The organism is Micromonospora zamorensis, assembly GCF_900090275.1.
In the GTDB taxonomy this organism is placed as follows: domain Bacteria; phylum Actinomycetota; class Actinomycetes; order Mycobacteriales; family Micromonosporaceae; genus Micromonospora; species Micromonospora zamorensis.
The window spans coordinates 3,282,339-3,306,432 of sequence record NZ_LT607755.1; the positions used below are offsets into that span (position 1 = coordinate 3,282,339).

The window sequence follows — 24,094 nt, forward strand, 5'->3', positions numbered from 1 at the left end:
GTATCCCGGCAACGAGCGCTTCGGCAAGCAACAGCTGCGTACACCCCTTCGATCGACCGAAAAGGACTAATTCGTGAGAAGTTTCCCCAAGCGTCGCCTGGCCACCTGGGCTGCCGCCGTGATCGCCCCTGTGCTGCTGCTCGGCGCGGGCGCCAGCGCCGTCGCCCAGGCGGACAGCAAGGGCGACGGACGCGGCGGTGACCCCGTCGTGCAGAGCCGGAACGGGCTCGTCCGTGGCGTCGCGACGAACCAGTTCGACCAGTTCCTCGGCCTGCCGTACGCGGCACCCCCCGTACGCGACCTGCGGTTCGCCCCTCCGGCCGCGCCGGAGTCGTGGCGGGGAATCCGGTCGGCCGATCAGCAGGCCCCGGCATGCGTGCAGTTCGAGCCGACCGGGATCCGCGAGGAGCAGGCCGTCAGCGAGGACTGCCTCTACCTCGACGTCTACCGGCCGAGCAAGGTCGCGAAGAACGCCAAGCTGCCGGTCATGCTCTGGTTCCACGGCGGTGGCCACACCCAGGGCACCGGCGTCATCTACGGCGGCGGAACGATGGCGGCCAAGACCGACACCATCATCATCTCGATCAACTATCGCCTCGGGGCGCTCGGCTTCCTCGCCCACCCCGCGCTCAGCGCGGTCACGGACGGCGGCTCCGGCAACTACGGCCGGATGGACCAGCTCGCGTCGATGAAGTGGGTCCGGGACAACATCGCCAACTTCGGCGGCGACCGGAACAACGTGACGATCTACGGCCAGTCCGCCGGCGGACAGGGCGTGTGCGACATGCTCGCCATGCCGGCCGCCAAGGGGCTGTTCCACAAGGCGATCGTGCAGAGCCAGCAGTGCCTGGCCACCCGCAACACGCTCGCGGTCGGCGAGCAGCGGGGTGTCGGGTTCGCCGAGTCGGTGGGTTGCACCGATGCCGCCACCGTTGTCAACTGCCTGCGCGCGGCGTGGCCCGGGAAGCTCGTCGCCAACCAGGCGAACTACCTCGGTAACTCCAAGGTGGGCGGCTCGCTGCTGCCCAAGTCGTTCGCCGACGCGTTCGCCGACGGCACCTGGAACAAGGTGCCGGTGATGTCCGGTACCACGCGCTCCGAGAACCGGCTCACCGAGACCGCCCTCGCCGGAATCACCGCGCAGGGCTACGTCGACACGATCAAGCGTGAGTACGGCGACAAGGCCGACCGCGTCCTCGCGACGTACCCGCTGAGCAAGTTCAAGAGCCCGTGGGACGCCATCACGCAGGTGCACACCGACGCTGGTCGCGCGTGCCAGACCGAGCAGGCCGCTCGGGTGATCTCGACCAAGACCCCGCTCTACCGCTACGAGTTCAACGACCCGACCTCGCCGACCCTGTACGGGTTCCGCGTCCCGGGTGAGGATGTCTCCAACGGACACAGCGGCGAGCTGGCCTACCTGTTCGACTTCACTCTCGGCGAGCGGCCCCTCACCGCGCAGCAGAAGAAGCTGTCGGACCAGATGATGCGGTACTGGGGCGCCTTCGCCCACAACGGCAACCCGAACTACCGGGGTGCCCCGTCGTGGCCGACCTACGGCGGCGACGAGAACGTCATGCAGTTGCGCACCGGCGGAGCGAGCCGAGTGATCAACACCTTCGCGGCGGAGCACAACTGCGGCCTCTGGCTCAGCTGACCTCTTACCGCGCGCACCAATAAACAGAACAGTGCGGGCTCGCCCTCCACGGGGCGGGCCCGCATTGTTGCATCTCACCGATCGACTGCCGTCGGGGCTGCCTGCGCGGCGCCGCGGCGGTGCGGTGACCGCGCTGGACCTGGTCGCCACCCACCCCGGCGATGTTCGGTCTGTCGACGGAGGACGACGGCACCCGCGACGACCGCTGGTGTCGAAGAGTTCGTGGGCGATCACCGACTACCGCCCCGATCCGCCGCGCTCACCTCGGCATCGACCCGGATCGTGATCGCGGTCGGCGAGGAGTCTGCCGGGTACGGCGAACACTTGACGGACACATCGATGCGCCCTAGGTTCATACGACATCAGACATAGGATGTCATAGGATGTGGTGCATGCGCAGCTTCGGCTGCTCCTGACTTCTTTCCTCCCGATCGTCCCCTTCGCTGCTCGCCCCTGGCTCACTGATCCAGCGCGGGCGGCCGGCCCGGCTCCACCTGCGGCCACGGCTCCATCGCGAACCCTGCACGAGACCGGCAGGACTCCCTCGTCATCAGCCGCTTCAGCTCCGCCGGGCTGGCGCGGCCCGACGCTGCCGAAACCAGTCGTACAGCCACGGACACCGGCGTCCTTGGCGCCCAGGCATCCCCCTTGAAGGAACAGGACCCCATGAAGCTGTCTGCCCTCGGCCGCATCGCTCTGGCCACAGGCATCGCCGTGCTGACCACCGCCACGCTCCCCGGCACCCCCGCGGCCGCCGCCCCGGTGAAGAGGAAGATCCTCCCCGTTCTGGTGGAGTTCAACGACGCTTCCTTCCAGTTTCCGGACAAGGTGAAGGCGTCCACGCCGGACACCTACTTCGGCGCGAAGAGCGACTCGGCCGCGTCGTACCTGTCGGAGTTGTCGCGTGGGCAGTACACGCTGGTGCCCGCCGTACCGGAGCAGTTCCTCGGCCCGATCAAGCTGGACCTCAGCGCCGCCGGCTGCCCGCAGGGCAAGATCAACCAGTTGACCCGGGAGGAGCTCACCAAGCGCGGCCTGGTCGCGGGCAAGGACTACGAGAGCCTGTCGATCGTCTTCCCGGCACAGAAGACGAACTGCCCCTGGGCCGGCCTCGCCACCCTCCCCGGCCCGACCACCTGGATCAACCTGTACGGCACCGCCAGCGGCATCGACGTGGTCGGCCACGAACTCGGACACAACCTGGGCTTCGGGCACCAGGGTCGCGTCAAGTGCACCGGCGGCAACCTGGGCGCGTGCAAGTCAGGGGGCGCCAGCCACACGACCATCATGGCCGGTGGGTACCGGCCGGCCGGCTTCTCCGCACCGGAGATGATCCGTGCCGGATGGCTCAACGGCGGGGCCTCTCTCAAGGTCACCAAGTCGGGGGTCTACACGCTGCGCTCCCTGCACGGCAAGGGCAGCGGAGTCCGGGCCCTGGACATCGCCCTGGGCGGCGACCGGCTCGTCATCGAGTACCGCCACGCGGCCGGCAACTTCGACGCGAAGCTCGAGGGCGTCCACGCCTACCGTGTCCCCAAGGGCTCCTACGGTGCCTCGTCACTCATCGACACCACGACGGCGGACAAGACGGCCACCAACAACGCACCGCCGAATGCGGACGCCATCACCAAACTGACGGACAAGGCGAGCAAGCTGTCCCTCGCCGTCGTGTCCTCCGGCGGTGGTCAGGCGAAGGTCAAGGTCGCGCTGAACGGCGATTCGCTCGCCGCCATCGACCCGGCCCCCTCGAAGTCCCCGTCCGCGTCCCCGACCCCCAGCGCGGCCACTCCCACCCCCAGTGCGAGCGCGAGCACCGGCACGGAATCCCTGACCGACGGCACCGAGCCGGTCACCGAGCTCGGCTCCGAGGAGCTCACCGCCGGTGGCGGTCGCTCGACCGTCCTGCCGCTCGCCGCCGGCGGCGGTGCCGCAGTGCTCGCGGTCGGCCTGGGATTCCTGCTGGTGAAGCGTCGTCGCAAGCGCGCCTGACCGGCCTGTCGGGCCCCGGACGACCGCTCGCGCGGCGGGCGGCCGGGGCCCGGTCAGACGGTCAGTCGAACTCCTCCACGTACTCCTCGGTGGGGCCCAGCTCAGGATGGTCGCGCAGCTCCAGGACCGGGCCGAGCCGGTCGGTCTCCAGTACGACAACCGTGTTCTCGCCGGCGCGCAGCAGTGGCGCGGGGCAGTAGAGCGTCACCTGCGGGCCGATGTCCCAGTAGCGGCCGAGCAGGAATCCGTTGACCCAGACCAGGCCGTGCACCGACCCGGGCAGGGCAAGGAAGGTGTCGGCCGGCTTCTCGATGGACACCGTCGCCACCGCGAAGCCGGCACCGGTGCTGGCGGGTCCGGCAGAGGTGGCGCGGCGCAGGTCGTCCGGTGTCCACTCGGACAGGGCGATCGGCGAGCTGGCCCAGCCGTGCACGATCCGGCGGTCGACGAGCACCGGCCCGAGCAGGCCCTTGTGCTGACCGACCAGCGGGCCGTAGTTGATACGGCCCAGGTTCTCCACCAGGATCTCCAGGCGCACTGCCGCACCGGCGCCGCGGATCGGCAGCTCCGGATGCTCGGAGTCGGCGACACCGATCGGCACACCGTCGACGAGGACGATCGCCCGGTCGCGTACGTCGGTCAGGATGATGACGTGGTCACCCGTGGGGATCCTCGGGTGGGCGGTGAGCAGCACCATCCCGGCGTCCAGGCCGAGCTGCTCGAAGGTGGCCGGTCGTGCACCGGTCGACTCCGGGGTGGGCACGGCACGCACGCCGGCGATCAGGTCGGCGCGGTGGGTCAGCGGCACCTGTGCCGGCGGGAGCACCGGCATCCGCTCGGAAACTCGCAGCTGTCCGGTCGCGCCCAGTGCCGCGCGCATGGCGTGGAACTTGGCGGTCAGCGTGCCGTCCTCGGCGATTGGCGCGTCGGAGTCGTAGCTGGTGATGGTGGGCTGCAGCCGGCCCCGGTCCGCGTTGGCGCCGGCCCACAGGCCGAAGTTGGTGCCTCCGTGCGCCATGTAGAGGCTGACGCTTCCCCCCTCGTCGATGATGGCGTCGAGAGTCTTGACGGCGCTGTCCACCGCGCGGACGTGGTGTCGCTCGCCCCAGTGGTCGAACCAGCCGTTCCAGTACTCGGCGACCACGAACGGTTCGTCGGGCCGGCGCCGGGCGAACAGGCTACGGGCGGCTTCGGGCTTCGAGCCGAGGGTGGCCGCGGCCAGTGTTCCGGGCACCGTCCCGGCGTCGTGCATCAGTTCGGTGGGGCCGTCGGCGGTGAACAGCAGCTCGGTGATGCCGCGGTCGAGCAGTGCCGAGCGAATCCAGCGCAGGTACGCCTCGTCGTCGCCGTAGCTGCCGTACTCGTTCTCGACCTGCACCGCCACGACGGGCCCGCCGGCCTGCGTCTGCTGCCGTGCGACGCGGGGAATCAGCTCGTCGAACCAACGCTCGACCGGCCCGGTGAACGCCGGGTCGGAGCTGCGCAGGGCCACGTCGCGGGCGGTGAGCCAGGCTGGCAGGCCGCCGTTGGACCACTCCGCGCAGATGTACGGGCCGGGCCGCAGGACGACGTCGAGGCCCTCTTCACCGGCGAGTGCGACGAACGCCTCAAGGTCGTGCCAGCCGTCGAAGCGGGGCGCGCGGTCCGCGTGCGGCTGGTGGAAGTTCCACGGCACGTACGTGTCGAGGGTGTTGAGACCGAGGTCGGCCAGCCGTCGGATCCGGTCGCGCCACAGCTCCGGGTGGACCCGGAAGTAGTGCAGGGCGCCGGAAAGGATGCGGTGAGGGACGCCGTGTCGGTGGAGCTGACGGTCGCTCCAGCCGAGCGCGGGCGATGGCCTGTTCAACGGTGTCAGTGTGTTGCCCGGCCGGGTCGTCTCGATCATGGCGGAAGCCTATGTTACCCGTGCCATACGTAACAATGGCGCTAGGATGCCGCCGTACCGGGTTCTCAGAAGGGCGGGCGGATGACCGAGGCGACAATGCGTGGCAGGCAGCCGAGCATGGCTGACGTGGCACGCGCCGCCGGTGTGTCGGCGCAGACGGTCTCGCGCACGCTGCGCGACTCGCCGAACGTCAACGCGGAGACCCGGCGTCGCGTGCTCAACGCGGTCGAGCAGCTCAAATACCGGTACAACGGCGCTCCCCGACTGCTGTCCTCGGGTCGGAGCTTCACGCTGGGCCTGGTCCTGCTGCAGGCCGGCGGCTACTACTCGCGCTCGGCGGTGACCGCCGGGGTGGAGGCGGCGGCCGGTCAGGCGGGTTACTCGGTGAGCATCGCGACCCTCGCCGAGCTGGACACCGCGTTGATGGAGAAATCCCTGCTCAAGCTCTCCGACCAGGGCGTCGACGGCATCATCATCGCGGTCCCCCTGATCTCCGTGACCCAGCGGATGGAGGACATCACGCGGGACATTCCCACCGTCACGGTGGACGGCTCGCGCACCACCGGGGCGCGGGTGCTGGGCATCGACCAGCACGAGGCGGGGCGCACGGCCACCCAGCACCTGCTGGACGCGGGGCACCGCCAGGTGTGGCACGTGGCCGGGCCGGACGAGTGGATCGAGGCACGGCAGCGTCGGCAGGGCTGGCAGGAGTGCCTGGCGGCTGCCGGGATCGACGCGCCACCAGCGCTGGAGGGCGACTGGTCGCCCGAGTCGGGCTACCGCCAGGGGCAGATCCTCGCGATGATTCCCGAGGTCACCGCCGTCTTCGTCGCCAGCGACGAGATGGCCTTCGGCGTGATCAAGGCGCTGCGGGAGCGCGGGCGGTCGGTGCCGCAGGACGTGTCGATCGTGAGCGTGGACGACATCGAGCTGGCCGCGTACTGCCACCCGCCGCTCACCACCGTTCGGCAGGACTTCTACCGCTCCGGGGCGGCCGCGGTCGCACTCCTGCTCGGCACCGATGAGGACGGCGAAACGCTGACGCCGGCGACCCTGATAGTCCGGGAGTCGACCGCGGCGCCGCGGGCCCGCTGACCGTCACGCCGTCGGCACATCGTTCTTGACGGCTCATGTTACGGGTGCCACAGTAACAACGCGCGGCCCGCCCAGTGATCTAGCGGACCGCGCCCCCGTGCACGCCGATCACTCCCGCACCGATGTGCGCCCCGCCCCGGAGGACCACCCCCATGTTGAGAAAACCCATCGTCCTTGCTGTCGTCGCGACGACAGCGCTCAGCCTGATCGCGGGCTGTTCCGGAGGCGACGACAACGCCGACGGCAAGAAGACCCTGAAGGTCGCGGCCTTCGAGGGCGGCTACGGCCGGGACATGTACGTCCAGGTCGTCGAGGCGTACAAGGCCAAGCACCCCGATGTGGACGTGCAGCTGCAGCTCTCGAAGACGCTTGAGGACGAGATCAGCCCGAACATGAAGGCCGGCAAGTTCCCGGACGTCGTGGTGCTGCCCCAGGGCCGCAAGGCCGCGCTCGCCGAGACGCTGGTCAAGGACAAGGCGCTGGAGGACCTCACCGGCGTCCTGGACATGACCGTGCCGGGCGAGCAGACCACGGTGCGGGCCAAGCTCGCCGACGGGATCGTCGGCAACCTCAGCACGAACCCGTACAACGACGACAAGACCTACCTGATGCCGATGTACTACGCGCCGACCGGCCTGGTCTACAACAAGGGTCTCTTCGCGCAGAAGGGGTGGCAGGTCCCCACCAGCTGGGACGACATGTTCAAGCTCGGCGACACCGCCAAGGCCGAGGGCATCGCGCTGTTCACCTACCCGACCGCGGGCTACCTCGACTCGTTCTTCTTCGCGCTGCTCGCCGACGTGGGCGGTGACCAGTTCTACAAGGACGCAATGACCTACTCTGACGGCGTCTGGAAGACCGCCCAGGCCCGCCAGGCCCTGGACATCACCGCCAAGCTGCTGAGCTACGCGGCGAAGACCACTGTGGGGTACGCGAACGAGCAGGACTTCACCAAGAACCAGCAGTCGCTCCTCGACAACAAGACGCTGTTCATGCCGAACGGCACGTGGGTCGTCGGTGAGATGAAGGACGCGCCGCGCGCCAACGGGTTCGAGTGGGCGATGGCTCCGCTGCCGGCGGTCACCGCAGGTGGCAAGCGCTACCTGACCACGATCGTCGAGTCGGCCTGGGTTCCGAGCGGAGCCCAGAACAAGGACGCCGCGAAGGACTTCGTCGCGTACCTCTACTCCGACGAGGCCGCCGGCATCTTCGCCAAGTCCAACGCGATCCAGCCGGTCAAGGGCATCGCCTCGACGCTGCCCGCCGAGATCGCCCCGTTCTACCAGCTCTACGAGGACCCGACCGTCACCGCTCTGGTTGGCGGCTTCGCCAGCACCGCGCCGGTCGAGGGCGTGAACATCAAGGGCACGCTCTTCGACACCGCGAACAGCATCATCAGCGGCGACAAGACCGTCGACCAGTGGCAGACCGCGCTGAACGACGCCAGCGAGAAGCTGCGGCAAGCGGGCAAGTGACGCCCCGGCGGCAGCCCGGGACCGGGCTGCCGCCGATCCCCTCCCCCGCGAGAACCAAGGACTGGTCACGGTGACGACGACCCTCACTCCACCACCCACGGGCACCAGCAGGCGTACGCCCAGCAGGTCCCCGGCGTCAGCGCGTGGCTCCGCCGCACGCGGCCGGCGCGGCGACGGTCGGTTCGTCGCCGCCTGCCTGCTGCCGGCGCTGGCACTGTTCGCGCTGTTCATGATCTGGCCGACCGTCAGCGTGTTCCGGATGTCGCTCTACAGCTGGAGCGGCTTCTCGGCGCAGATGCGGTTCGTCGGCCTGGACAACTTCGCCAAGCTCGCCGACGACGAGCAGTTCCTGCGCGCGTTCCAGAACACTGTCGCGCTGCTCGTGGTCGTGACCGTGGTGACGATGGGGATGGGCCTGTTCCTCGCGGCCGTCATGACCCGGCAGAAGCTGCGCGGCCACACCTTCTACCGGTTCGTGCTCTACATCCCGAACGTGCTCTCGGTCGTGGTCATCGCGGCCATCTTCTCGGCCGTCTACGACCAGGAGAACGGCCTGCTCAACGGCACACTCCGGCTGCTCTCGCTGGACGGACTGCAACAGGTCTGGCTGGGCGACCAGAAGGTGGTGCTCTATTCGGTCGCGACCGCGATGCTGTGGCAGTCGCTGGGCTACTACATGGTCATCTACATGTCGAGCATGGCGAGCATCCCGGAGGAGTTGTACGAGGCCTCCGCGCTCGACGGCGCCTCGGCCAGCCGGCAGTTCTTCGCCGTCACGCTGCCGCTGATCTGGCAGAACCTGCGCACGACGTTGACCTTCTTCATCCTCAGCGCGGTCAACCTCAGCTTCGTGCTGGTTCGCGCGATGACCGGCGGCGGTCCGGACGGCGCCTCCGAGGTGCTGCTCAGCTACATGTACAAGCAGGCGTACACGAACTCGGCCTACGGCTACGGCATGGCCATCGGCGTGGTGATCTTCGCTTTCTCGTTCCTCGTGTCGCTCCTGGTGAGCCGCGCGACCCGGCGTGAGCCCCTCCAGTTCTAGAGGACACTCCCATGACCACGATCAACAAATCCGGTCCACGGCCCGGCCGTGGCCTCACCCACCTGCTCGTCGGCGGGATCACTCTGCTCATCGTGATCCCGGTCGCCTGGGTGCTGGTGGCCTCACTCAAACGCAAGAGCGAGTTCTTCGGCAGCCCCTGGACCCTGCCCGAGGGCCTGCACCTGCAGAACTACGTCGACGCGTTCGGCGGCGCGCAGATGGGCCGCTACTTCGCCACGTCGGTCCTGGTCACGCTCCTCGGCCTGGTGTTCGTGCTGGCGGTCTCGGTGCCGGCGGCGTACGTCGTCGCCCGGTACGAGTTCCGCGGCAAGGGCATCGTCGAGGTGGCACTGCTGGCTGGGCTGTTCGTCAACGTCAACTACATCGTCGTGCCGATCTTCCTGATGCTGGTCGACTGGGACCGCGCGCTGGTCGACGTGTTCCCGGACGGGTTCTTCCTCGACAACCCGGCGATGCTCTCGCTGGTCTACGCGGCGACCTCGATCCCGTTCACGATCTATCTGCTGACCGCGTACTTTCGCTCGATTCCAGCGGAGTTCGAGGAGGCGGCGTTGCTGGACGGTGCGTCCCGGTTCCGGATCATGACGCGGGTGATGCTGCCGATGGCCCGGCCGGCGGTCACCACGGTGATCCTGTTCAACTTCCTGGCGTACTGGAACGACTTCGTCATCGCGCTGACCCTGCTGCCCGGCGAGGGCAAGACGTTGCAGGTCGGCCTGCTCAACCTGATGGCCGCGCAGAAGGCGGCCGCGGACCCCGGGCGGCTCTACGCCGGCATGGTCATCGTCATCGTGCCGGTGCTGCTCCTGTACGCGCTGATCCAGCGTCGCCTGATCCAGGGCATGGCTGCCGGCGGCGTCAAGGGCTGAGGCCCGAGAAAGGGATGTCATGAAGGAATCCACACGTGCCACTCTGCTCATCGTCACCAGGCTGCTGATCGCGCTCGTCTGCGTCGTCACCGTGGTGGTCGTCCGGCCCACTGTCGGATGGGGCAACCTCGCGATCATGCTCGTGGCGCTCGCCGTGCTGATCGGCCTTCTCGCGGACTACAACCGAAAGTTCCGGTGACCCGGACCGGCGCCGGCCGACGAGCCCGCGGTCCCCCGGGCCCGTCGCTGGCCTCACCCCCGGTCGTACGCGCAGCACAGCTCCAAGGAAGTGAACTGCTCCCCACCACCCCCATGGTTAGGACTTCCGATGCGTTTGTTCAGGTCCTCGTTGGTGGCTTTGACCACGCTAGCCACCGCGATACTCGTCGCCGCGCCCCCCGCCGCGGCAGCCGCAACGAACTACTACGTCGACTGCTCCGCGAGCACTTCGGGCAGCGGCACCCAGGCCAGCCCCTGGAACAGCTTCACGCCGGTGAACGCCAGGACGTTCGCCGCCGGAGATCAGATCCTGATCCGGCGGGGCACCACCTGCGCCAACCAGCAACTCTTCCCCAAGGGTTCCGGCGCGGCCGGCGCACCGATCATCGTCGACGCGTACGGCAGCGGCGCCAAGCCGGTGCTGGCCGGCAACGGCGCGGTAGTCGACGTCGTGAAGCTCTACAACCAGCAGTACTGGGAGATCCGCAACCTGGACATCTCCAACAAGGGGTCGGCGATCGCCACCCGCCGCGGTGTGCACATCATCCGCGAGAACTCCGGCACCGGCACCTACTACCGGGTGACCGGGCTCAGCGTCCACGACGTCAACGGCAACCAGACCAAGAAGGACGACGACGCCAGCGCCGGCATCTTCTTCGAGGTCCTCGGCTACACCACGCAGACGAAGTTCGATGACGTGTTGATCAACAACAACACGATCGCCACCGTCGACCGCTATGGCATCCACTTCTGGACCCGCTGGATGGTGCGACCCGAGCTGGCCAACCCGAACTGCGGCTCCACCTGCGGAAACTGGCTTCCGCAGACCCGGGTCGTCGTACGCGGCAACACGGTCACCGACATCGGCGGCGACGCCATCGACGTGCACCACACCCAGAGCGCCCTGGTCGAGAACAACCGGGTGGACGGCTTCCGGGTCCGCGAGCCAGCGCAGTGCGCCGCCGGCATCTGGGGCTGGAACATCAACGACGCCCTGTTCCAGTTCAACGAGGTCAGCGGTGGCCGGAGCACCTGTGACGGCCAGGGCCTCGACCTGGACGAGGGCAACATCCGCACCATCTACCAGTACAACTACAGCCACGACAACGAGGGCGGCTTCATCCTGCTGTGCAACGGCGGGGGTTCCACCACCAAGGACAACATCGTGCGCTACAACATCAGCCAGAACGACCGCGGCCAGATCTTCGACCTGGTCTGCGGGAAGCTCACCAACACGAAGATCTACAACAACGTCTTCTACGTGGGCGAGGCAGCCCAGATCATCAACAACGGCAACGGCTCGGCCGGTGCCAACGTCGAGTTCTACAACAACATCTTCTACGTGACCACGACCCAGGCCAGCTACAACGCCGGTGCTCTGCTGTTCGACTCCAACGTGTTCTACGGCCAGCACCCGGCCGGCGAGCCCGCCGACTCGAACAAGATCACCGCGGATCCGCTGTTCGTCTCGCCGGGCACCGCCACCTCGATCAGTGACGCCGGTGGCTACCGGCTGCGCACCGGCTCACCGGCACTGGCGAGTGGCCAGGTCATGACCGCCCCGGGCAGCCGCGACTACTTCGGTGGCGCCGTCACCCAGGGATGCCGTCCCGACCGGGGCGCGCACCAGCTGAGCACGGTCTGCGTGCCCAGCGCCGGCGTCATCCCCCGCACCGGCTGGTCGCTGAAGTACACGGACAGCCAGGAGACTGCCGCCGAGAACGGGGCGGCCACCAACGCCTTCGACGGCAACCTCAGCACGATCTGGCACACCAGGTACACCGGCGGCAACGCCCCGATGCCCCACGAGATCCAGATCAATCTCGGTGCGAGCTACTCCGTCTCCGGAATCCGCTACCTGCCCCGGCAGGACAGCGGCGGCGGCGCCGCCAACGGGCGCATCGGCCAGTACGAGGTCTACGTCAGCACTGACGGCGTCAACTGGGGAACGGCCGTGGCCACCGGCACCTTCGCCAACAACGCCAGCCAGAAGGAGGTCCGGTTCACCGCCAAGACCGGGCAGTACCTGCGGCTGCGCGCCCTGAGCGAGGTCAACGGCAACCCGTGGACCACCGCCGCGGAGATCTACGCCCTCAACTGACCGGGCACAAACACCAGGGAGCCTCCGGCATCGCGCCGGAGGCTCCCTCACGAGTACATCAGGTGCAGCGTCATCCCGGCTTCGGCGTGCGCCAGGTTGTGGCAGTGGTTGGCCCACATGCCGGGGTTGTCGGCCCGGAACGCCACCTCCCACACGTCGCCGGGGCGTACGTCGAAGGAGTCCAACCACAACGGGCTGCCCGTCGCCCGTCGGTCGTTGCGGGACAGCACCAGGACGTGATGGCCGTGCAGATGCCACGGGTGCACGATCTGGGACCGGTTGACGATCGTGAACTTCACGGCGTCACCGAGGCGTACGACCTGCGGTGGGATGTCCGGGTCGGCCGCGCCGTTGACGGTGTGGGCGTATCGCGGGAGCAGTCCACGCAGGTCCAGGCCGCGGTCGAGAACGAGGGTGAACTCCCTGTCGAACCGGGACCACGGCACCGCGGAAGCGCCGCCGTAGATGAGCGGATCCAACACCGGCCAGGCGGTGGTGGCCGCCGAGACCGGTCCGGTCGAGTAGACGGCCCGGCCATCGACGAACAGGGCGACCGGCGTGGCGGGCGCGGTGAACACCAGGTCGTAGCGTCCCCCGGCCGGGATCGGCACGGCAGTGTCCACGAGCGGGGTCGGACCGTGCAGGTCGGATCCGTCGATCGCGGCGACCCGGAACGGGGTGCCGGCCAACGCGTACCGGTGCGTCGTGCTGTCGGTGTTGATCAGCCTCAACCGCACGGGCACCCCCGCCTCCACCGGCTCCGTTCTCGGCTCGGGCAGCGCGACACCGGCCAGGGTGTGCACCGGCACTGTGACGTCGACGCCGGTCACCGGCGTCGGGCGCACCACCAGGACACCGTAGAGGCCCATCCGCACGCCGACGTCGGAGACCGAATGCGTGTGGTACCAGTACGTGCCGACCTGGTCGGCGCGGAACCGGTAGACGAACTCCTGCCCGGGCCGAACCGCCGCCTGGGTCACTCCGGGCACCCCGTCCTGGCTGTTCGGCACGTCGTACCCGTGCCAGTGCAGGGTGACGCCCTTGGCGATGTCCCGGTTGCGCAAGGTCACCTCGATGACGTCGCCGACGGTGGCCGTCAGCTCCGGCCCGGGGACCTGCGCGTTGAACGCCCACGCCGCGACGTCCCGGCCGCCCGCCCGCACCGTGGCGGTCGCGGCCGTCAGGGTGAACCGCCTGGTCGGTTCGCCGACGGTCCGCGCATCCCCGTATTCATGATCGTGGGGTACGCCGGGCGCGGCGGCCGGGGCGACGACCAGCCCGGTTCCGGTGACCAGCGCCGCGACCGCCACCCCGAGGGCCGCCCGGGACACCGTCCGGGACGGGCGCGCGCCGAGGGCGAGCCACGAGACCGCCGTTGCCGCCAGCACCCCGGCGACCGCCAGCAGTCCCACACCCGCCGACGCCGGATAGCCGTGCAGGAACGTCACGAGCAGGGCGCTGCTCTGCGCGTACCCGGCGAAGAGGAGCGGGACTGCGACGGACCGGATGTCGACCGCGGCCCGCAGCAGCCGCGGCCCGGCGACGGCCACCGCCGCGAGCGACAGTGGGGCGGCGATGAGGACCTTCTCCGCCGCGAACCACCAGCCGGTGCGGGCGAGCGCGGTGATCGTGACCGCGCGGGCGAGCGTGGCGAGCAGCGCGAAGGCCGCCAGCCCCAGCGCGAGCGGGCGACGCCGAGCGGCGGACGCCGCACCGCCGCCCAGCCATCCGCCGGCCGCCAGGACCGCGATCACGAGGTCGGCCGCGAGCAGCGAGCCGGTGGTCATGCCGGCTCCCCCTCGAGAACCGTCACGGGTGCGGCGTCGACAGGTTCAGGTCGGTCCAGCTGTCGCGCTGCCCTCAACACGCCGACCACGACGTGCACAGCGATGATTCCGTTGACCGCGTGCAGCCCGGCGATGGTCAGGCCCAGCGGCGTGCTGGCGCCGGCGGCGTCGGTGGACGCGTTCGCGAGCATGGCGATGAGCGCCTGCACGACGACGAGCCCGACAGGCAGGACCGCCAGTCCGATGACCCGGCCCGGCGCCTTCGCCAGCGCGGCGAACAGGGCGGTGAGCACTGTGAGAACGGGGATGACCGCCATGCCGTTGACGCTGTGCAGCGCGTACGCGCCGTCGCCGGCGGGCTTCGTGAACCCGCCCACGGCGGCGAAGACGAACTGCAGGGCGAACGAGACGAGCAACAGGATGCTGACGATGACGAATGCCTTGCGCATGGTGAGCTCCTAGAGGTGTGCCGAGGTCAGGGCCCGGGCGACGTGATCGGTGGCCGTGATCGCCCCGTACGCGACGAGCCGCACGAGGTCGGCGTCGGCTGGATGGGAGAGCCGCCAGAGGGCCACGTCGCCCACGCTGATCGCGCTGGGTGCGAACGCCGCCAGCAACGCGATCCGGGTCCCGACGCGGTCCGTTCCGGGTACGTCCCGGACCAGGTCGACGGCCCAGTCCGAGGGCCGGGCGGGGTAGCGGCCGTCCTCCCAGCGCACGGTTGCCGTGACGGTCTGGCGCGCCACGTCGCCCAGCAGGTCCCCGGCCTGCATGGCGGCGTTCCTCAGGGCCGCGTACGCGACGCCGACCGGGCTCTCCCCCGCCCAGGCCGGTGGTTCCGTCGTACCGGCGTCGAGCAGCGGGAGGCTGCGGCCGGGTTGCCTCGGTTCCCGGGCCGTCCTGGCGTAGAGCCGGCCCCCGACCGACCGCACCACTGAGGAGCGTTGCAGGCCGCCGGGCAGCAGATCGGGGTCGAGCAGCGCCGAGACGACCCGGTTGATGAAGTGGAAGACGAGCAGGGTGCCGGTGACCTCGGGGCCGTACCGACTGGTCCAGCCGGCGGCCATCGGGCTGCGGCTCGCCTCCGCCCAGGCGGCCAGCTCGGCGTGCCTCGGCTCGGACGGCGTCCCGCCACGGGCAATGACCTCGGCCACCTCGTGCTCGCCCAGCGCGTGCAGCAGCATCACGTGGGCATCGACGCAGAACCGGCAGCGGTTGGCCCGGGACACCGCCGACGCGACGATCTCGCGGTCGACCCGGGACCCGTCTCCGGCGAGCAGGGCCTCACGCATCAGCGACCAGGTCGCGGCCAGCACCTCCGGCACGGCCGCGAGCGCCTGGAAGGTGGGCGCCGGCCCGAGGAACTCGTCTCTCAACTGCCGGTAGACCTCGCCGGTCAGACCGGTTGCCGCACTCGCTGGAGCGGGGGTGAAGAAGCGGTATGTCATGGGTTCGATGCTTGACCCGAGAGGTCGGAAAAGCGTCGTGCCACCGCAGGCACTTGGCTGGCCGCCGATACCGCGTCCGCAGTACGCCCACCTACCGCAGGCGGTGGATGCTCGCGGGTGGCGGCCCGTTCTACAGTGCGACCATGCGTCGCGACCTGCCGTACGCCCTCAGCGGCCTCGCCCTCGGTGGCCTCCTGCTCGGCAATGCCGCGCTCGCGCCGGACGCCGCTCCGGTGCGGGTGGTCGACGTCTTGCTGGTCCTGGTCATGGCGGCGGGCCTGGCGGTATGCCGGCGTCACCCGGTGGTGGCGTTGGGCGTGGTGACCGCCGCCATGCTGGCCCTGCACGTCCGGGTGCACCCTGGGGTGTCCGCGGCGTTCCCCGTCCTCGGCGTGGCGTACGTCGCCGCCTGGCGGGGGCACCGATCGGCCACCGCTTCGGCCAGTCTGGTCTTCCTCGGCGGCTTCCTGGCCCGCGACATCTCGGTCGCGCCCGCCGACCGGCCCGGGCAGCTGATCGTCGAGCGGACCGCCCTCCTGCTGGGCTGGTTTGTGGCGGCCAACGTCGCCGGGCTCGTCGCCCGGCAGCGTCGGGCGTACCTGGAACAGGTCGAACAACGGGCGATCGAGGCTGAACGCACCCGCGAGGAGATGGCGTTGCGTCGTGCCGGGGAGGAGCGCCTGCGCATCGCCCGGGATCTGCACGACTCGCTGACCCACAGCATCTCCGTGATCAAGGTCCAGGCCGGGATCGCCGTGCACCTGGCCCGCAAGCACGGCGAGGAACCGTCGGCCACGTTGCTGGCGATCCAGGAGGCCAGCGGCGCCGCGATGCGGGAACTGCGCACGACGCTCGACGTTCTCCGCTCCCCCACCGACGGAGACCCCGTCGGACTGGCCCGGGTGGACGAGCTTGCCGAGCGGACCCGGGCGGCCGGCGTACCGGTGCAGGTGACCGTCACCGGTCGGCCCCGGGACCTACCCGCCGAGGTCGACCAGGCCGGATACCGCGTCGTCCAGGAGGCCCTGACCAACGTGGCCCGCCACGCCGGTCCCGCCACTGCGCAGATCCACGTCGAGTACGCCCCGGCGCAGCTGACCGTCTCGGTCGCCGACGACGGCCAGGCGTCGCCGGACCGGACGACGACGCCCGGCGTGGGCCTGCGCGGCATGCGGGAACGGGTGACCGGGCTGGGCGGCACCCTGCGGGCCGCCGCCCGCGACGACCACGGATTCACGGTACGGGCGACGTTCCCCCTGGACGGCCCACCATGATTCGGGTCCTGCTCGTCGACGACCAGGCTCTGATGCGGGCCGGATTCCGGGCACTACTCGACGCCGAGGACGACCTGGAGGTGGTCGGCGAGGCCACCGACGGCACATCGGCCGTCCAGCTGTCGCGACGCCTACGGCCGGACGTCGTGCTCATGGACGTGCAGATGCCGGGGCTCGACGGTATCGAGGCGACCCGGCGCATCGCCGCTGATCCCGACCTCGCCGCGGTCCGCGTCCTCATCCTCACCAACTACGGGCTCGACTCCTACGTGTTCGCCGCACTGCGCGCCGGCGCCAGCGGTTTCCTCCTGAAGGACGCCGACCCCGCCGACCTGCTGCAGGCCGTTGCCGTCGTGGCTCGCGGCGACGCGCTACTCGCCCCGGCCGTCACACGTACGCTCATCAGCGAGTTCGTGGCCGGCCCACCGCCGGCCGAGCCAGCGGCCGGACGCGAGGTGCTGACCGCGCGCGAACAGGAAATCGTCGAACTCGTCGCCCGAGGGCTGGGTAACGACGAGATCGCCCTGCGAATGGTGATCAGTCCGTTGACCGCGAAGACACACGTCAACCGGGCGATGGCGAAGCTGCACTGCCGCGACCGCGCCCAGCTGGTCGTGTGGGCGTACGAGTCGGGGCTGATCACGCCGCGTCGCCGGTGATCACCGGTCCGGTGGCGCAGACCATGGTCGGAAGTCCCTGCCAACCGGCCTGCCACCAGCGGGGCCAGCGCCTCAGCCCGCGGCGGGTCGGGCGCGAACGTGCAACCGCTCCCCCTGCGGCCCGAAGAGACTGAGGGCCTCCGCCGTGCCGGGGCCGGGGTTGAGGACGAGGTGCGGGACCCGGGTGTCGAACTCGGCCACCTCGCCCGGGGTCAGCATCAGGTCACGGTCGCCGAGCAGCAGGCGCAGTCGGCCGGACAGCACGTACAGCCACTCGTACCCCTCGTGGGTCTGCGGGGTTCGCTCCCCGGCGGACGGATCCGGCGGGAAGATCTGTTTGAACGCCTGCAGGCCGCCCGGTCGGCGGGTCAACGGCAGGAACGTGATGCCGTGGATGACGATCGGTTTGGGGCGTACGCGAGGGTCGCCGGTGGCCGGGGCGTCGACCAGCTCGTCCAGCGCCACCTGGTAGGCGCGGGCCAGCGGGAGCAGCAGCTCCAGGGTGGGTCGGCGGCTGCCGGATTCCAGCCGGGACAGGGTGCTCACCGAGATGCCGGTGAGGTCGGCGAGCTGGGTCAGCGTGATCGCGCGTTGATTGCGCAGGGCACGCAGCCGGGGGCCGACAGCCGCCAGCGCGGCGGAGTCCTCGTTTGCCATAACGGCAAGGATAGTTGCCACCTGGCCGGGGGCGACGCATGGTGGGCTCAGCCGACAGAGTCAGAGGGAGATACCGGTGGAAGAGACATACGACGTGGTGGTGGTGGGCGGCGGCGCCGCTGGGCTCAGCGGAGCCCTGGCGCTGAGCCGGGCCCGCCGGTCGGTGCTGGTGATCGACTCCGGTGAGCCGCGCAACGCGCCGGCCGACCGGGTGCACAACTACCTGGGCCGGGAGGGGACGCCGCCGGGCGAGTTGCTCGAGGTCGGGCGGGCCGAGGTCGCCGGGTACGGCGGGCAGTTCCACACCGGGCGGGTGGAGGAGGTGACCCGCGACGACGACGGGTTCCGGCTCGGCCTCGACGGCGGGGGTTCGGTGCGCGCCCGTCGGCTGTTGGTGACCACCGGGCTGACCGACGACCTGCCCGACGTGCCCGGTCTGGCCCAGCGGTGGGGACGCGACGTGCTGCACTGCCCGTACTGCCACGGCTGGGAGGTTCGCGACCGGCGGATCGGCATCCTGGCGACCGGACCGTTCGCCGTGCACCAGGCCGAGATGTGGCGACAGTGGAGTGCCGACGTGCTGCTCCTGCTGCACGACGTCCCCGCACCGGACGCGGAGGCCGCCGAGCGGCTCGCCGCCCGGGGCATCGCGGTGGTCCCGGGCCCGATCGCCGAGATCGAGGTGACCGGGGACGCGCTGACCGGCGTACGGCTGGCCGACGGTCGGGTGGTGGCGCTCGACGCGGTGGTGGTTGCGACGCGGCTGACCCCCCGCTCCAGCCTGCTGGTGGGGCTGGGCCTGGCCCCGGAGGAGGTGACGATGGGCGAGCACGTCATCGGCGCCCAGATCCCCGCCGACCCCACCGGCGCGACGAGCGTCCCGGGCGTCTGGGTGGCGGGCAACGTGGCCGACATCCGTGGCCAGGTGATCACGTCCGCCGCGGCCGGCCTCACCGCCGGCGCGGCGATCAATGCCGACCTGATCGCCGAGGAGACCCGGGCTGCGGTCACCGCGTACCGCCAGGTGGTGGCCACGGCGTTCGAGGAACCGGCGTGGGAGGAGCGCTACCAGTCCCGGCCGTCGGTCTGGAGTGGTCGGCCGAACCCGCAGTTGGTCGCCGAGGTCGCGGACCTGCGCCCGGGGCGCGCGCTGGACGTGGGCAGCGGGGAGGGCGCCGACGCGGTGTGGTTGGCCGAGCGCGGCTGGCAGGTGACGGCGGTGGACATCTCCACCACCGCACTGGACCGGGCCGCCGCGCACGCCGACACCGCCGGCGTCGGTGCTCGGATCGACTTCACGCACGCAGACCTGCGCGACAAGCCCCCCGCCGAGGAGGCGTACGACCTGGTGTCGGCGCAGTTCATGCACCTGCCGCCGGTGCAGCGACAGGAGTTGTTCGCCCGGTTGGCCGCGGCGGTGGCGCCGGGCGGAGTTCTGCTGATCGTCGGGCACCACCCGTCGGATCTGTGGACGACGGCGCGCCGGATGCACATGCCGGACATGATGTTCACCGCGGAGGACGTGGCCGCCACCCTGGACCCGTCTGACTGGGAGGTGCTGACGGCCGAGGCCCGCCCCCGCGCAGCCACCGACGAGAACGGCCAGCAGATAACGATCCACGACGCGGTGCTCGTGGCGCGCCGCCGCTAGACCGCTGTCGACGCGCGCCAAGCCCACCCCGTCGATCGTGGAGTTGTGGTGCCGGAATGGTGATGGTCCACGACCTTTGTCACCCACCACAACTCCATGATCGACGCAGGCGGGGGGTGGGCCGAGGGCCGGCGGGCTCTGAGACGTGAGAGGGGGTGGGGCGGGACTTCGCATGAGGTCGGCTCGGCGGTAGCGTTGCGCCACACTGACGGCCCGCGGGGCAGGCGACCGCCGACCCTCACGCCCCCCGATCGTACGGAGGATGGTGCATGTCCATTGGCGCTGAGCCGCGCGCAGGACGCGACGATGCGGCCTCGCGGCCACACTTCGAGCAAACCCTGCGCGGCTACGACAAACGCCAGGTGGACCGACACCTGGAGCAGCTCGACGGTCAGATCGCGATGCTCAGCGGGGAGCATGGGCGTTCCGCCGTTCGGGTCCGTGAACTGACCGCCGAGGTGCAGCGACTGCGTACCGAACTGGCCGACCTTCAGGAGCAACCGGTGCAGGTGGACCGCGCGACGATCCACGATCTGGGGCCGATGGTCGCCGAGATCATGACGCTCGCCGACAAGCAGGCTGCCATGATCATCGAGTCGGCGACCGACCGGGCGAACGAGCTGCGTAGCGAGTCGGAGCGCATCCTCGCCGACACCCGTGAGCGGGCCGCGCAGGCACGCCAGGACCTGGCCGAGGAGTTGGCGACCCGGCGTACCGAGCAGGAGCAGGCGCACGAGGAGCGGCGCACCCTGGCCGAGGCCGAGCTGACCGCGATCCGCGAGCACGCGGAGCAGCTGCGTGCCGACGGTGAGGCCGCCCACGAGCGCGCCCAGCACGAGGCGAAGCGGATCACCGAACAGAGCGCGCAGCAGCTCAACCAGACGCGGGTTGCCGCCGACGCGTTGATGAAGTCGGCGCGCACCCAGATCCAGCAGGAACTCCAGTCGGCCCGCGCGAAGAACCAGCAGGAGATGGCCCAGTGGCAGGCCAACGTGGAGCGCGAGGTCAACGAGCGTCGGACCGCCGCCGAGCGGGACATCGCCGAGCAGCAGGCCGCCGCTGAGCAGGAGCTCGCCGAGCAGAGCAGCGCGACCGAGCAGCAGATCGCCGCACTGCTGGCCGAAGCGCAGCAGCACGTGACCGAGCTGCGCAACCGCGCCGACGAGCAGGCCGCCAGCCACCAGCAGCAGCTCACCGCCCTCCAGCAGGAAATCGAGGAGCGTCAGCAGGAGGCCACCGAGCTGCGCGCCGAGCTGGACACCGGCCGCCAGCAGCTCGCCGAGATCCGCGAGGAGGGCGAGACGCTGGAGAACGAGCTGTCGAGGATGCAGCAGCGGCTCAGCGAGGTCCGCCGGGACCTCACCGCCGAGAGCGCCCGGCTGGAGGAGGCCCGACGCGCCGGGGACTCCGCCGAGCGGCACGCCAAGGAGGTCCGCGCCCGGGTGCAGCGGGAGGCGAAGCGGGTGGCAGACCTCGCCGCCGCCGCGGTGATGGCCGCGGCCGCCGGGGGTACGGAGACCGCCGAGTACCCGATGGTGGGTTCCCGTTCCAGCTTCGATCGACCCAGCGCCGACCGTTCCCCCGACGATCGGGTCGCTGAGGTGCGCAACGAAAGCGACCGGCCTGGTGACGACGAGTCCGCCGCCGATCAGTCCGGGAGTGAGCAGTCCGACGCCGAGCGCTCGCACCGGCCGACCAACCTCGACGAGTCGGTGAACACGCCCACCGACCGGCCGGCGGACGCGCCCACGGACGAGGCCGAGCGGATCTTCACTCGGCCCGACGCCCCGACCCCCGTGCCGTTCCTGGCCTTCGGGCAGCCGGTCAGCGAGAACGGCGCCGCCCGGCACTGATGACGGTGACGGTTGTCCCGGGCCCCTGCGATCCCGCCCGGCCCGGGACGGTCTCGCCTGCGGTCGTCCCGGGGGATTCTGGGCCGAACCGGGCCGGCGTCTTCCGTGCAGCTGGCAGGCTGGGCTGACCGCCGCGCACCAGCGGTGGCCGCCGGCCCGCCCGGCGACCGAGAGGAGCGCCCGGTGACCGACCGACCGGAGGAGTTCGACCTGCTCGTCGTGGGCGGCGGCAAGGCCGGGAAGACGTTGAGCATGGACGTCGCCCGGTCCGGGCAGCGGGTCGCCATGGTCGAACGCGGCATGATCGGTGGCAGCTGCATCAACGTCGCGTGCATCCCGACGAAGGCGCTGGTGACCAGCGCACGGGCGGCGCGCCTGCTGCGTGACGCGTCCGCGCTCGGCCTGGTGGTGGACGGCGGCCGGGTCGACGTGGACCTGTTGCGCGCGCACAAGCAGGACGTCGTTGAGGGGATGGTCGCCGCCAACCGGCAGCAGTTCCTCGACTCCGGTCTGCACCTGGTGATCGGTGAGGCCCGGTTCGTCGGCCCCCGGACCGTAAGGGTGTCGCTCGCCGACGGCGGTGAGCGGCTGTTGCGCGGCGACGACGTGGTGATCAACACGGGTACGCGTCCGCATCTGCCCTCGGTGCCCGGGATGGCCGAGGCCGGGGTGCTGACCAGCGACAGCCTGCTGCACCTGGACCGGCTGCCGGGCCGGCTGGTGGTGCTCGGCGGCGGCACCGTCGGGGTGGAGTTCGCGCAGATGTTCGCCTCGTTCGGCAGCGCGGTGACGCTGATCGAGGGCGGCCCGCGACTGCTCACCCGCGAGGACCCCGACGTGAGTGACGCGGTGATGCGCGTCTTCGTCGACGACGGCATCGACGTACGGGTGGGCGTCGCGGTCGCCCGGGTCGACCGCGACGTCGACGGCACGGTCCGGGTGACGCTGGACGACGGCAGCCTGGTGACCGGGGACGACGTGCTGGTGGCGGCCGGCCGGGCACCGGTCACCGACGGGCTCGGCCTGGACGCCGCCGGCGTACGCCTCAGCGAACGGGGGTTCGTGGAGGTCGACGAGCACCTGCGCACCAGCGCAGAGCGGACCTGGGCGGCCGGAGACGTCGCCGGCAGCCCGCAGTTCACCCACGTCTCGCTGGACGACTACCGGATCATCCGGGCGAACCTCGGGGGTGGACAGCGCAGCACCGCCGACCGGTTGATCCCGTACACCGTCTTCACCACCCCGGAGCTGGCCCGGGTCGGGCTCACCGAGACCGAGGCACGCCGCGCCGGGTACGACGTCCAGGTCGCCCACCTGCCGGTCGCCGCCATCCCCCGGGCGCGCACCCTGCGCCAGACCAAGGGCATGTGGAAGGCGGTCATCGACGCCAGCACCGACCGGATCCTCGGCGCGGCGTTGCTCGGCGCCGAGGCCGGTGAGGTGATCACCTCGGTGCAGTTGGCCATGATCGCCGGGATGCCGTGGACCGCCCTGCGCGACGCGGTCATCACCCACCCGACCATGACCGAGGGTCTCAACCTGCTCTTCGCCTCGTTGCAGCCCAGCCCGGTCCGCTGACCGTCTTCACGTTGGCGGCCGGTCCGGCTACGCGGCGATCTCGTCGCGTGCCCGTTGTTGGAAGGCTCGGGCCTGCGCCCCGGTGGGCGGCGGCCCGCCGTGCCGCGCGGCGATCGCCTGGCCGATCACCTCGGCCCGGTCACCGGCGTCGACCAGTCGGTGGCCGGCCGCCACCTTCGCGAGCCAGATGCCGTCGCGGTGTCGCACCAGCGAGCGGCACGCGCCGAGCACCGCGTCCTCCGTGCCGGGCGCGGGTTGGTCCCCCGGTGGTGTCGGCAGGGCCAGCCACCAGGACAGCGCCTCGATGAGCAGTCGACGCAGGTCGGCCGGGGTGAGGTCGGCGAAGACCTCCCCCGCTGGCGGCCCGAGCAGCGGCAGCCCACTCTGGTGCAGGATGCTGCGGTCCAGCCCGTACCAGAAGCGGCCGTCGGCGGCGGGCCGGTCGGCCGGGTCGAGGGTGCACCGGAAGGGCATGCCGGCCCCGGTGTTGATTTCGAGCTCGAAACCGGGTTCCGGGGTGCCCGAGGCGGCCACTGCCCGGTCGTAGGCGACCAGCTCCAGCCCTCGCGCCGGGCAGGGCAGCGCCTCGTGCCGCAGCCGCGCCACCAGCGCCCGTTTGGCGGTGTCGGTGAGCGGACCGGCGCTGACCAGCGCCACGTCCACGTCACTGCGGCCGGCCTGGTACGCGCCGAGCCCCACCGAGCCGGCCGCGTACGCGCCGACCAGGTCGGCCCCGAGGACGTCGCGGGCGGCGGCGACCAGGTCATCGAGGTAGCGCTGAAGATCGGAGTCCACGGGCCATCATGACGCACGGGTCGCAACCAGGCGGGG

At 70.6% G+C, this 24,094-nt stretch carries 19 protein-coding genes; 13 read left to right on the forward strand and 6 right to left on the reverse strand.

What is annotated here, in order from left to right:
• The first annotated feature begins 73 nt into the window (after nt 1–73).
• Both GA0070619_RS14415 and GA0070619_RS14420 read left to right on the forward strand, forming a co-directional pair.
• On the forward strand, nt 74–1,657 hold the full coding sequence (locus tag GA0070619_RS14415; protein ID WP_088948541.1) for a carboxylesterase/lipase family protein: 1,584 nt from the start codon (nt 74–76) through the stop codon (nt 1,655–1,657).
• Nucleotides 1,658–2,323: 666 nt separating this feature from the next.
• Nucleotides 2,324–3,646, forward strand: a complete 1,323-nt coding sequence (locus tag GA0070619_RS14420) for a metallopeptidase domain-containing protein (RefSeq protein WP_088948542.1) — start codon at nt 2,324–2,326, stop codon at nt 3,644–3,646.
• A 61-nt stretch (nt 3,647–3,707) separates the two neighbouring features.
• Here the strand turns inward: GA0070619_RS14420 and GA0070619_RS14425 are convergent, their stop codons facing one another.
• A complete protein-coding gene (locus GA0070619_RS14425; RefSeq protein ID WP_088948543.1) occupies nt 3,708–5,531 on the reverse strand; it encodes a glycoside hydrolase family 35 protein in 1,824 nt (607 codons plus the stop codon).
• A 117-nt stretch (nt 5,532–5,648) separates the two neighbouring features.
• On the opposite strand from GA0070619_RS14425, the gene GA0070619_RS14430 reads away from it, so the two are divergent.
• From GA0070619_RS14430 to GA0070619_RS14455, 6 genes are all read left to right on the forward strand, one after another.
• Nucleotides 5,649–6,626: a LacI family DNA-binding transcriptional regulator gene (locus tag GA0070619_RS14430; RefSeq protein ID WP_231927417.1), complete on the forward strand. Its 978-nt coding sequence runs from the start codon at nt 5,649–5,651 to the stop codon at nt 6,624–6,626.
• Nucleotides 6,627–6,778: 152 nt separating this feature from the next.
• On the forward strand, nt 6,779–8,101 hold the full coding sequence (locus GA0070619_RS14435; protein WP_088948545.1) for a carbohydrate ABC transporter substrate-binding protein: 1,323 nt from the start codon (nt 6,779–6,781) through the stop codon (nt 8,099–8,101).
• Between the two features lie 70 nt (nt 8,102–8,171).
• Nucleotides 8,172–9,146 (forward strand): carbohydrate ABC transporter permease, encoded by a 975-nt coding sequence (locus tag GA0070619_RS14440; RefSeq protein WP_231927418.1) that lies wholly within the window; start codon nt 8,172–8,174, stop codon nt 9,144–9,146.
• Nucleotides 9,147–9,157: 11 nt separating this feature from the next.
• Nucleotides 9,158–10,036: a carbohydrate ABC transporter permease gene (locus tag GA0070619_RS14445; RefSeq protein WP_088948546.1), complete on the forward strand. Its 879-nt coding sequence runs from the start codon at nt 9,158–9,160 to the stop codon at nt 10,034–10,036.
• Nucleotides 10,037–10,055: 19 nt separating this feature from the next.
• The gene (locus GA0070619_RS14450; protein ID WP_088948547.1) at nt 10,056–10,235 is read left to right on the forward strand and encodes a DUF6903 family protein; all 180 of its coding nucleotides are present in this window, start codon (nt 10,056–10,058) and stop codon (nt 10,233–10,235) included.
• Nucleotides 10,236–10,388: 153 nt separating this feature from the next.
• A complete protein-coding gene (locus tag GA0070619_RS14455) occupies nt 10,389–12,356 on the forward strand; it encodes a discoidin domain-containing protein (RefSeq protein WP_172862047.1) in 1,968 nt (655 codons plus the stop codon).
• Nucleotides 12,357–12,403: 47 nt separating this feature from the next.
• Here GA0070619_RS14455 and GA0070619_RS14460 read toward each other — a convergent pair whose 3' ends face one another.
• Genes GA0070619_RS14460 through GA0070619_RS14470 form a run of 3 tightly spaced genes read right to left on the reverse strand, consistent with a single transcriptional unit; the run spans nt 12,404 to nt 15,591 of the window.
• Complete coding sequence (locus GA0070619_RS14460; protein ID WP_088948549.1) at nt 12,404–14,143, reverse strand: multicopper oxidase family protein; 1,740 nt, start codon at nt 14,141–14,143, stop codon at nt 12,404–12,406.
• Nucleotides 14,140–14,592, reverse strand: coding sequence for a DUF6220 domain-containing protein (locus tag GA0070619_RS14465; protein ID WP_088948550.1), 453 nt, complete (start codon nt 14,590–14,592; stop codon nt 14,140–14,142). The genes GA0070619_RS14460 and GA0070619_RS14465 overlap by 4 nt, the downstream gene beginning before the upstream one ends.
• Nucleotides 14,593–14,601: 9 nt before the next feature.
• A complete protein-coding gene (locus GA0070619_RS14470; RefSeq protein ID WP_088948551.1) occupies nt 14,602–15,591 on the reverse strand; it encodes a carboxymuconolactone decarboxylase family protein in 990 nt (329 codons plus the stop codon).
• 143 nt (nt 15,592–15,734) lie between these two features.
• Here GA0070619_RS14470 and GA0070619_RS14475 point away from each other — a divergent pair, with 143 nt between their 5' ends.
• Both GA0070619_RS14475 and GA0070619_RS14480 read left to right on the forward strand, forming a co-directional pair.
• On the forward strand, nt 15,735–16,865 hold the full coding sequence (locus GA0070619_RS14475) for a sensor histidine kinase (protein ID WP_088951800.1): 1,131 nt from the start codon (nt 15,735–15,737) through the stop codon (nt 16,863–16,865).
• Entirely contained in the window at nt 16,862–17,524 is a 663-nt protein-coding gene (locus tag GA0070619_RS14480; RefSeq protein ID WP_088948552.1) for a response regulator, read from the forward strand. Before GA0070619_RS14475 ends, GA0070619_RS14480 begins: the two co-directional genes overlap by 4 nt.
• A gap of 72 nt (nt 17,525–17,596) precedes the next feature.
• Here the strand turns inward: GA0070619_RS14480 and GA0070619_RS14485 are convergent, their stop codons facing one another.
• Nucleotides 17,597–18,181 (reverse strand): helix-turn-helix domain-containing protein, encoded by a 585-nt coding sequence (locus GA0070619_RS14485; protein WP_088948553.1) that lies wholly within the window; start codon nt 18,179–18,181, stop codon nt 17,597–17,599.
• Nucleotides 18,182–18,251: 70 nt separating this feature from the next.
• Between GA0070619_RS14485 and GA0070619_RS14490 the strand changes: the two genes are divergently transcribed.
• The 3 genes from GA0070619_RS14490 (at nt 18,252) to GA0070619_RS14500 (ending at nt 23,263) form a co-directional block, all read left to right on the forward strand.
• The gene (locus tag GA0070619_RS14490) at nt 18,252–19,832 is read left to right on the forward strand and encodes an FAD-dependent oxidoreductase (protein ID WP_414855639.1); all 1,581 of its coding nucleotides are present in this window, start codon (nt 18,252–18,254) and stop codon (nt 19,830–19,832) included.
• A gap of 269 nt (nt 19,833–20,101) precedes the next feature.
• Nucleotides 20,102–21,685: a DivIVA domain-containing protein gene (locus tag GA0070619_RS14495; RefSeq protein WP_088948555.1), complete on the forward strand. Its 1,584-nt coding sequence runs from the start codon at nt 20,102–20,104 to the stop codon at nt 21,683–21,685.
• Nucleotides 21,686–21,868: 183 nt separating this feature from the next.
• Nucleotides 21,869–23,263: an FAD-dependent oxidoreductase gene (locus tag GA0070619_RS14500; protein ID WP_088951801.1), complete on the forward strand. Its 1,395-nt coding sequence runs from the start codon at nt 21,869–21,871 to the stop codon at nt 23,261–23,263.
• Nucleotides 23,264–23,290: 27 nt separating this feature from the next.
• Here GA0070619_RS14500 and GA0070619_RS14505 read toward each other — a convergent pair whose 3' ends face one another.
• Nucleotides 23,291–24,058: a nucleotidyltransferase gene (locus GA0070619_RS14505; RefSeq protein ID WP_088948556.1), complete on the reverse strand. Its 768-nt coding sequence runs from the start codon at nt 24,056–24,058 to the stop codon at nt 23,291–23,293.
• Nucleotides 24,059–24,094 lie beyond the last annotated feature (36 nt).

Excerpts from the sequence above, each read along its gene's own strand:
- GA0070619_RS14485 (WP_088948553.1), bottom strand. The coding sequence starts at position 18,181 with ATGGCAAACGAGGACTCCGCCGCGCTGGCGGCTGTCGGCCCCCGGCTG.
- GA0070619_RS14475 (WP_088951800.1), top strand. The coding sequence starts at position 15,735 with ATGCGTCGCGACCTGCCGTACGCCCTCAGCGGCCTCGCCCTCGGTGGC.
- GA0070619_RS14435 (WP_088948545.1), top strand. The coding sequence starts at position 6,779 with ATGTTGAGAAAACCCATCGTCCTTGCTGTCGTCGCGACGACAGCGCTC.
- GA0070619_RS14425 (WP_088948543.1), bottom strand. The coding sequence starts at position 5,531 with ATGATCGAGACGACCCGGCCGGGCAACACACTGACACCGTTGAACAGG.
- GA0070619_RS14450 (WP_088948547.1), top strand. The coding sequence starts at position 10,056 with ATGAAGGAATCCACACGTGCCACTCTGCTCATCGTCACCAGGCTGCTG.
- GA0070619_RS14495 (WP_088948555.1), top strand. The coding sequence starts at position 20,102 with ATGTCCATTGGCGCTGAGCCGCGCGCAGGACGCGACGATGCGGCCTCG.
- GA0070619_RS14470 (WP_088948551.1), bottom strand. The coding sequence starts at position 15,591 with ATGACATACCGCTTCTTCACCCCCGCTCCAGCGAGTGCGGCAACCGGT.
- GA0070619_RS14445 (WP_088948546.1), top strand. The coding sequence starts at position 9,158 with ATGACCACGATCAACAAATCCGGTCCACGGCCCGGCCGTGGCCTCACC.
- GA0070619_RS14420 (WP_088948542.1), top strand. The coding sequence starts at position 2,324 with ATGAAGCTGTCTGCCCTCGGCCGCATCGCTCTGGCCACAGGCATCGCC.
- GA0070619_RS14460 (WP_088948549.1), bottom strand. The coding sequence starts at position 14,143 with ATGACCACCGGCTCGCTGCTCGCGGCCGACCTCGTGATCGCGGTCCTG.
- GA0070619_RS14480 (WP_088948552.1), top strand. The coding sequence starts at position 16,862 with ATGATTCGGGTCCTGCTCGTCGACGACCAGGCTCTGATGCGGGCCGGA.
- GA0070619_RS14465 (WP_088948550.1), bottom strand. The coding sequence starts at position 14,592 with ATGCGCAAGGCATTCGTCATCGTCAGCATCCTGTTGCTCGTCTCGTTC.
- GA0070619_RS14430 (WP_231927417.1), top strand. The coding sequence starts at position 5,649 with ATGGCTGACGTGGCACGCGCCGCCGGTGTGTCGGCGCAGACGGTCTCG.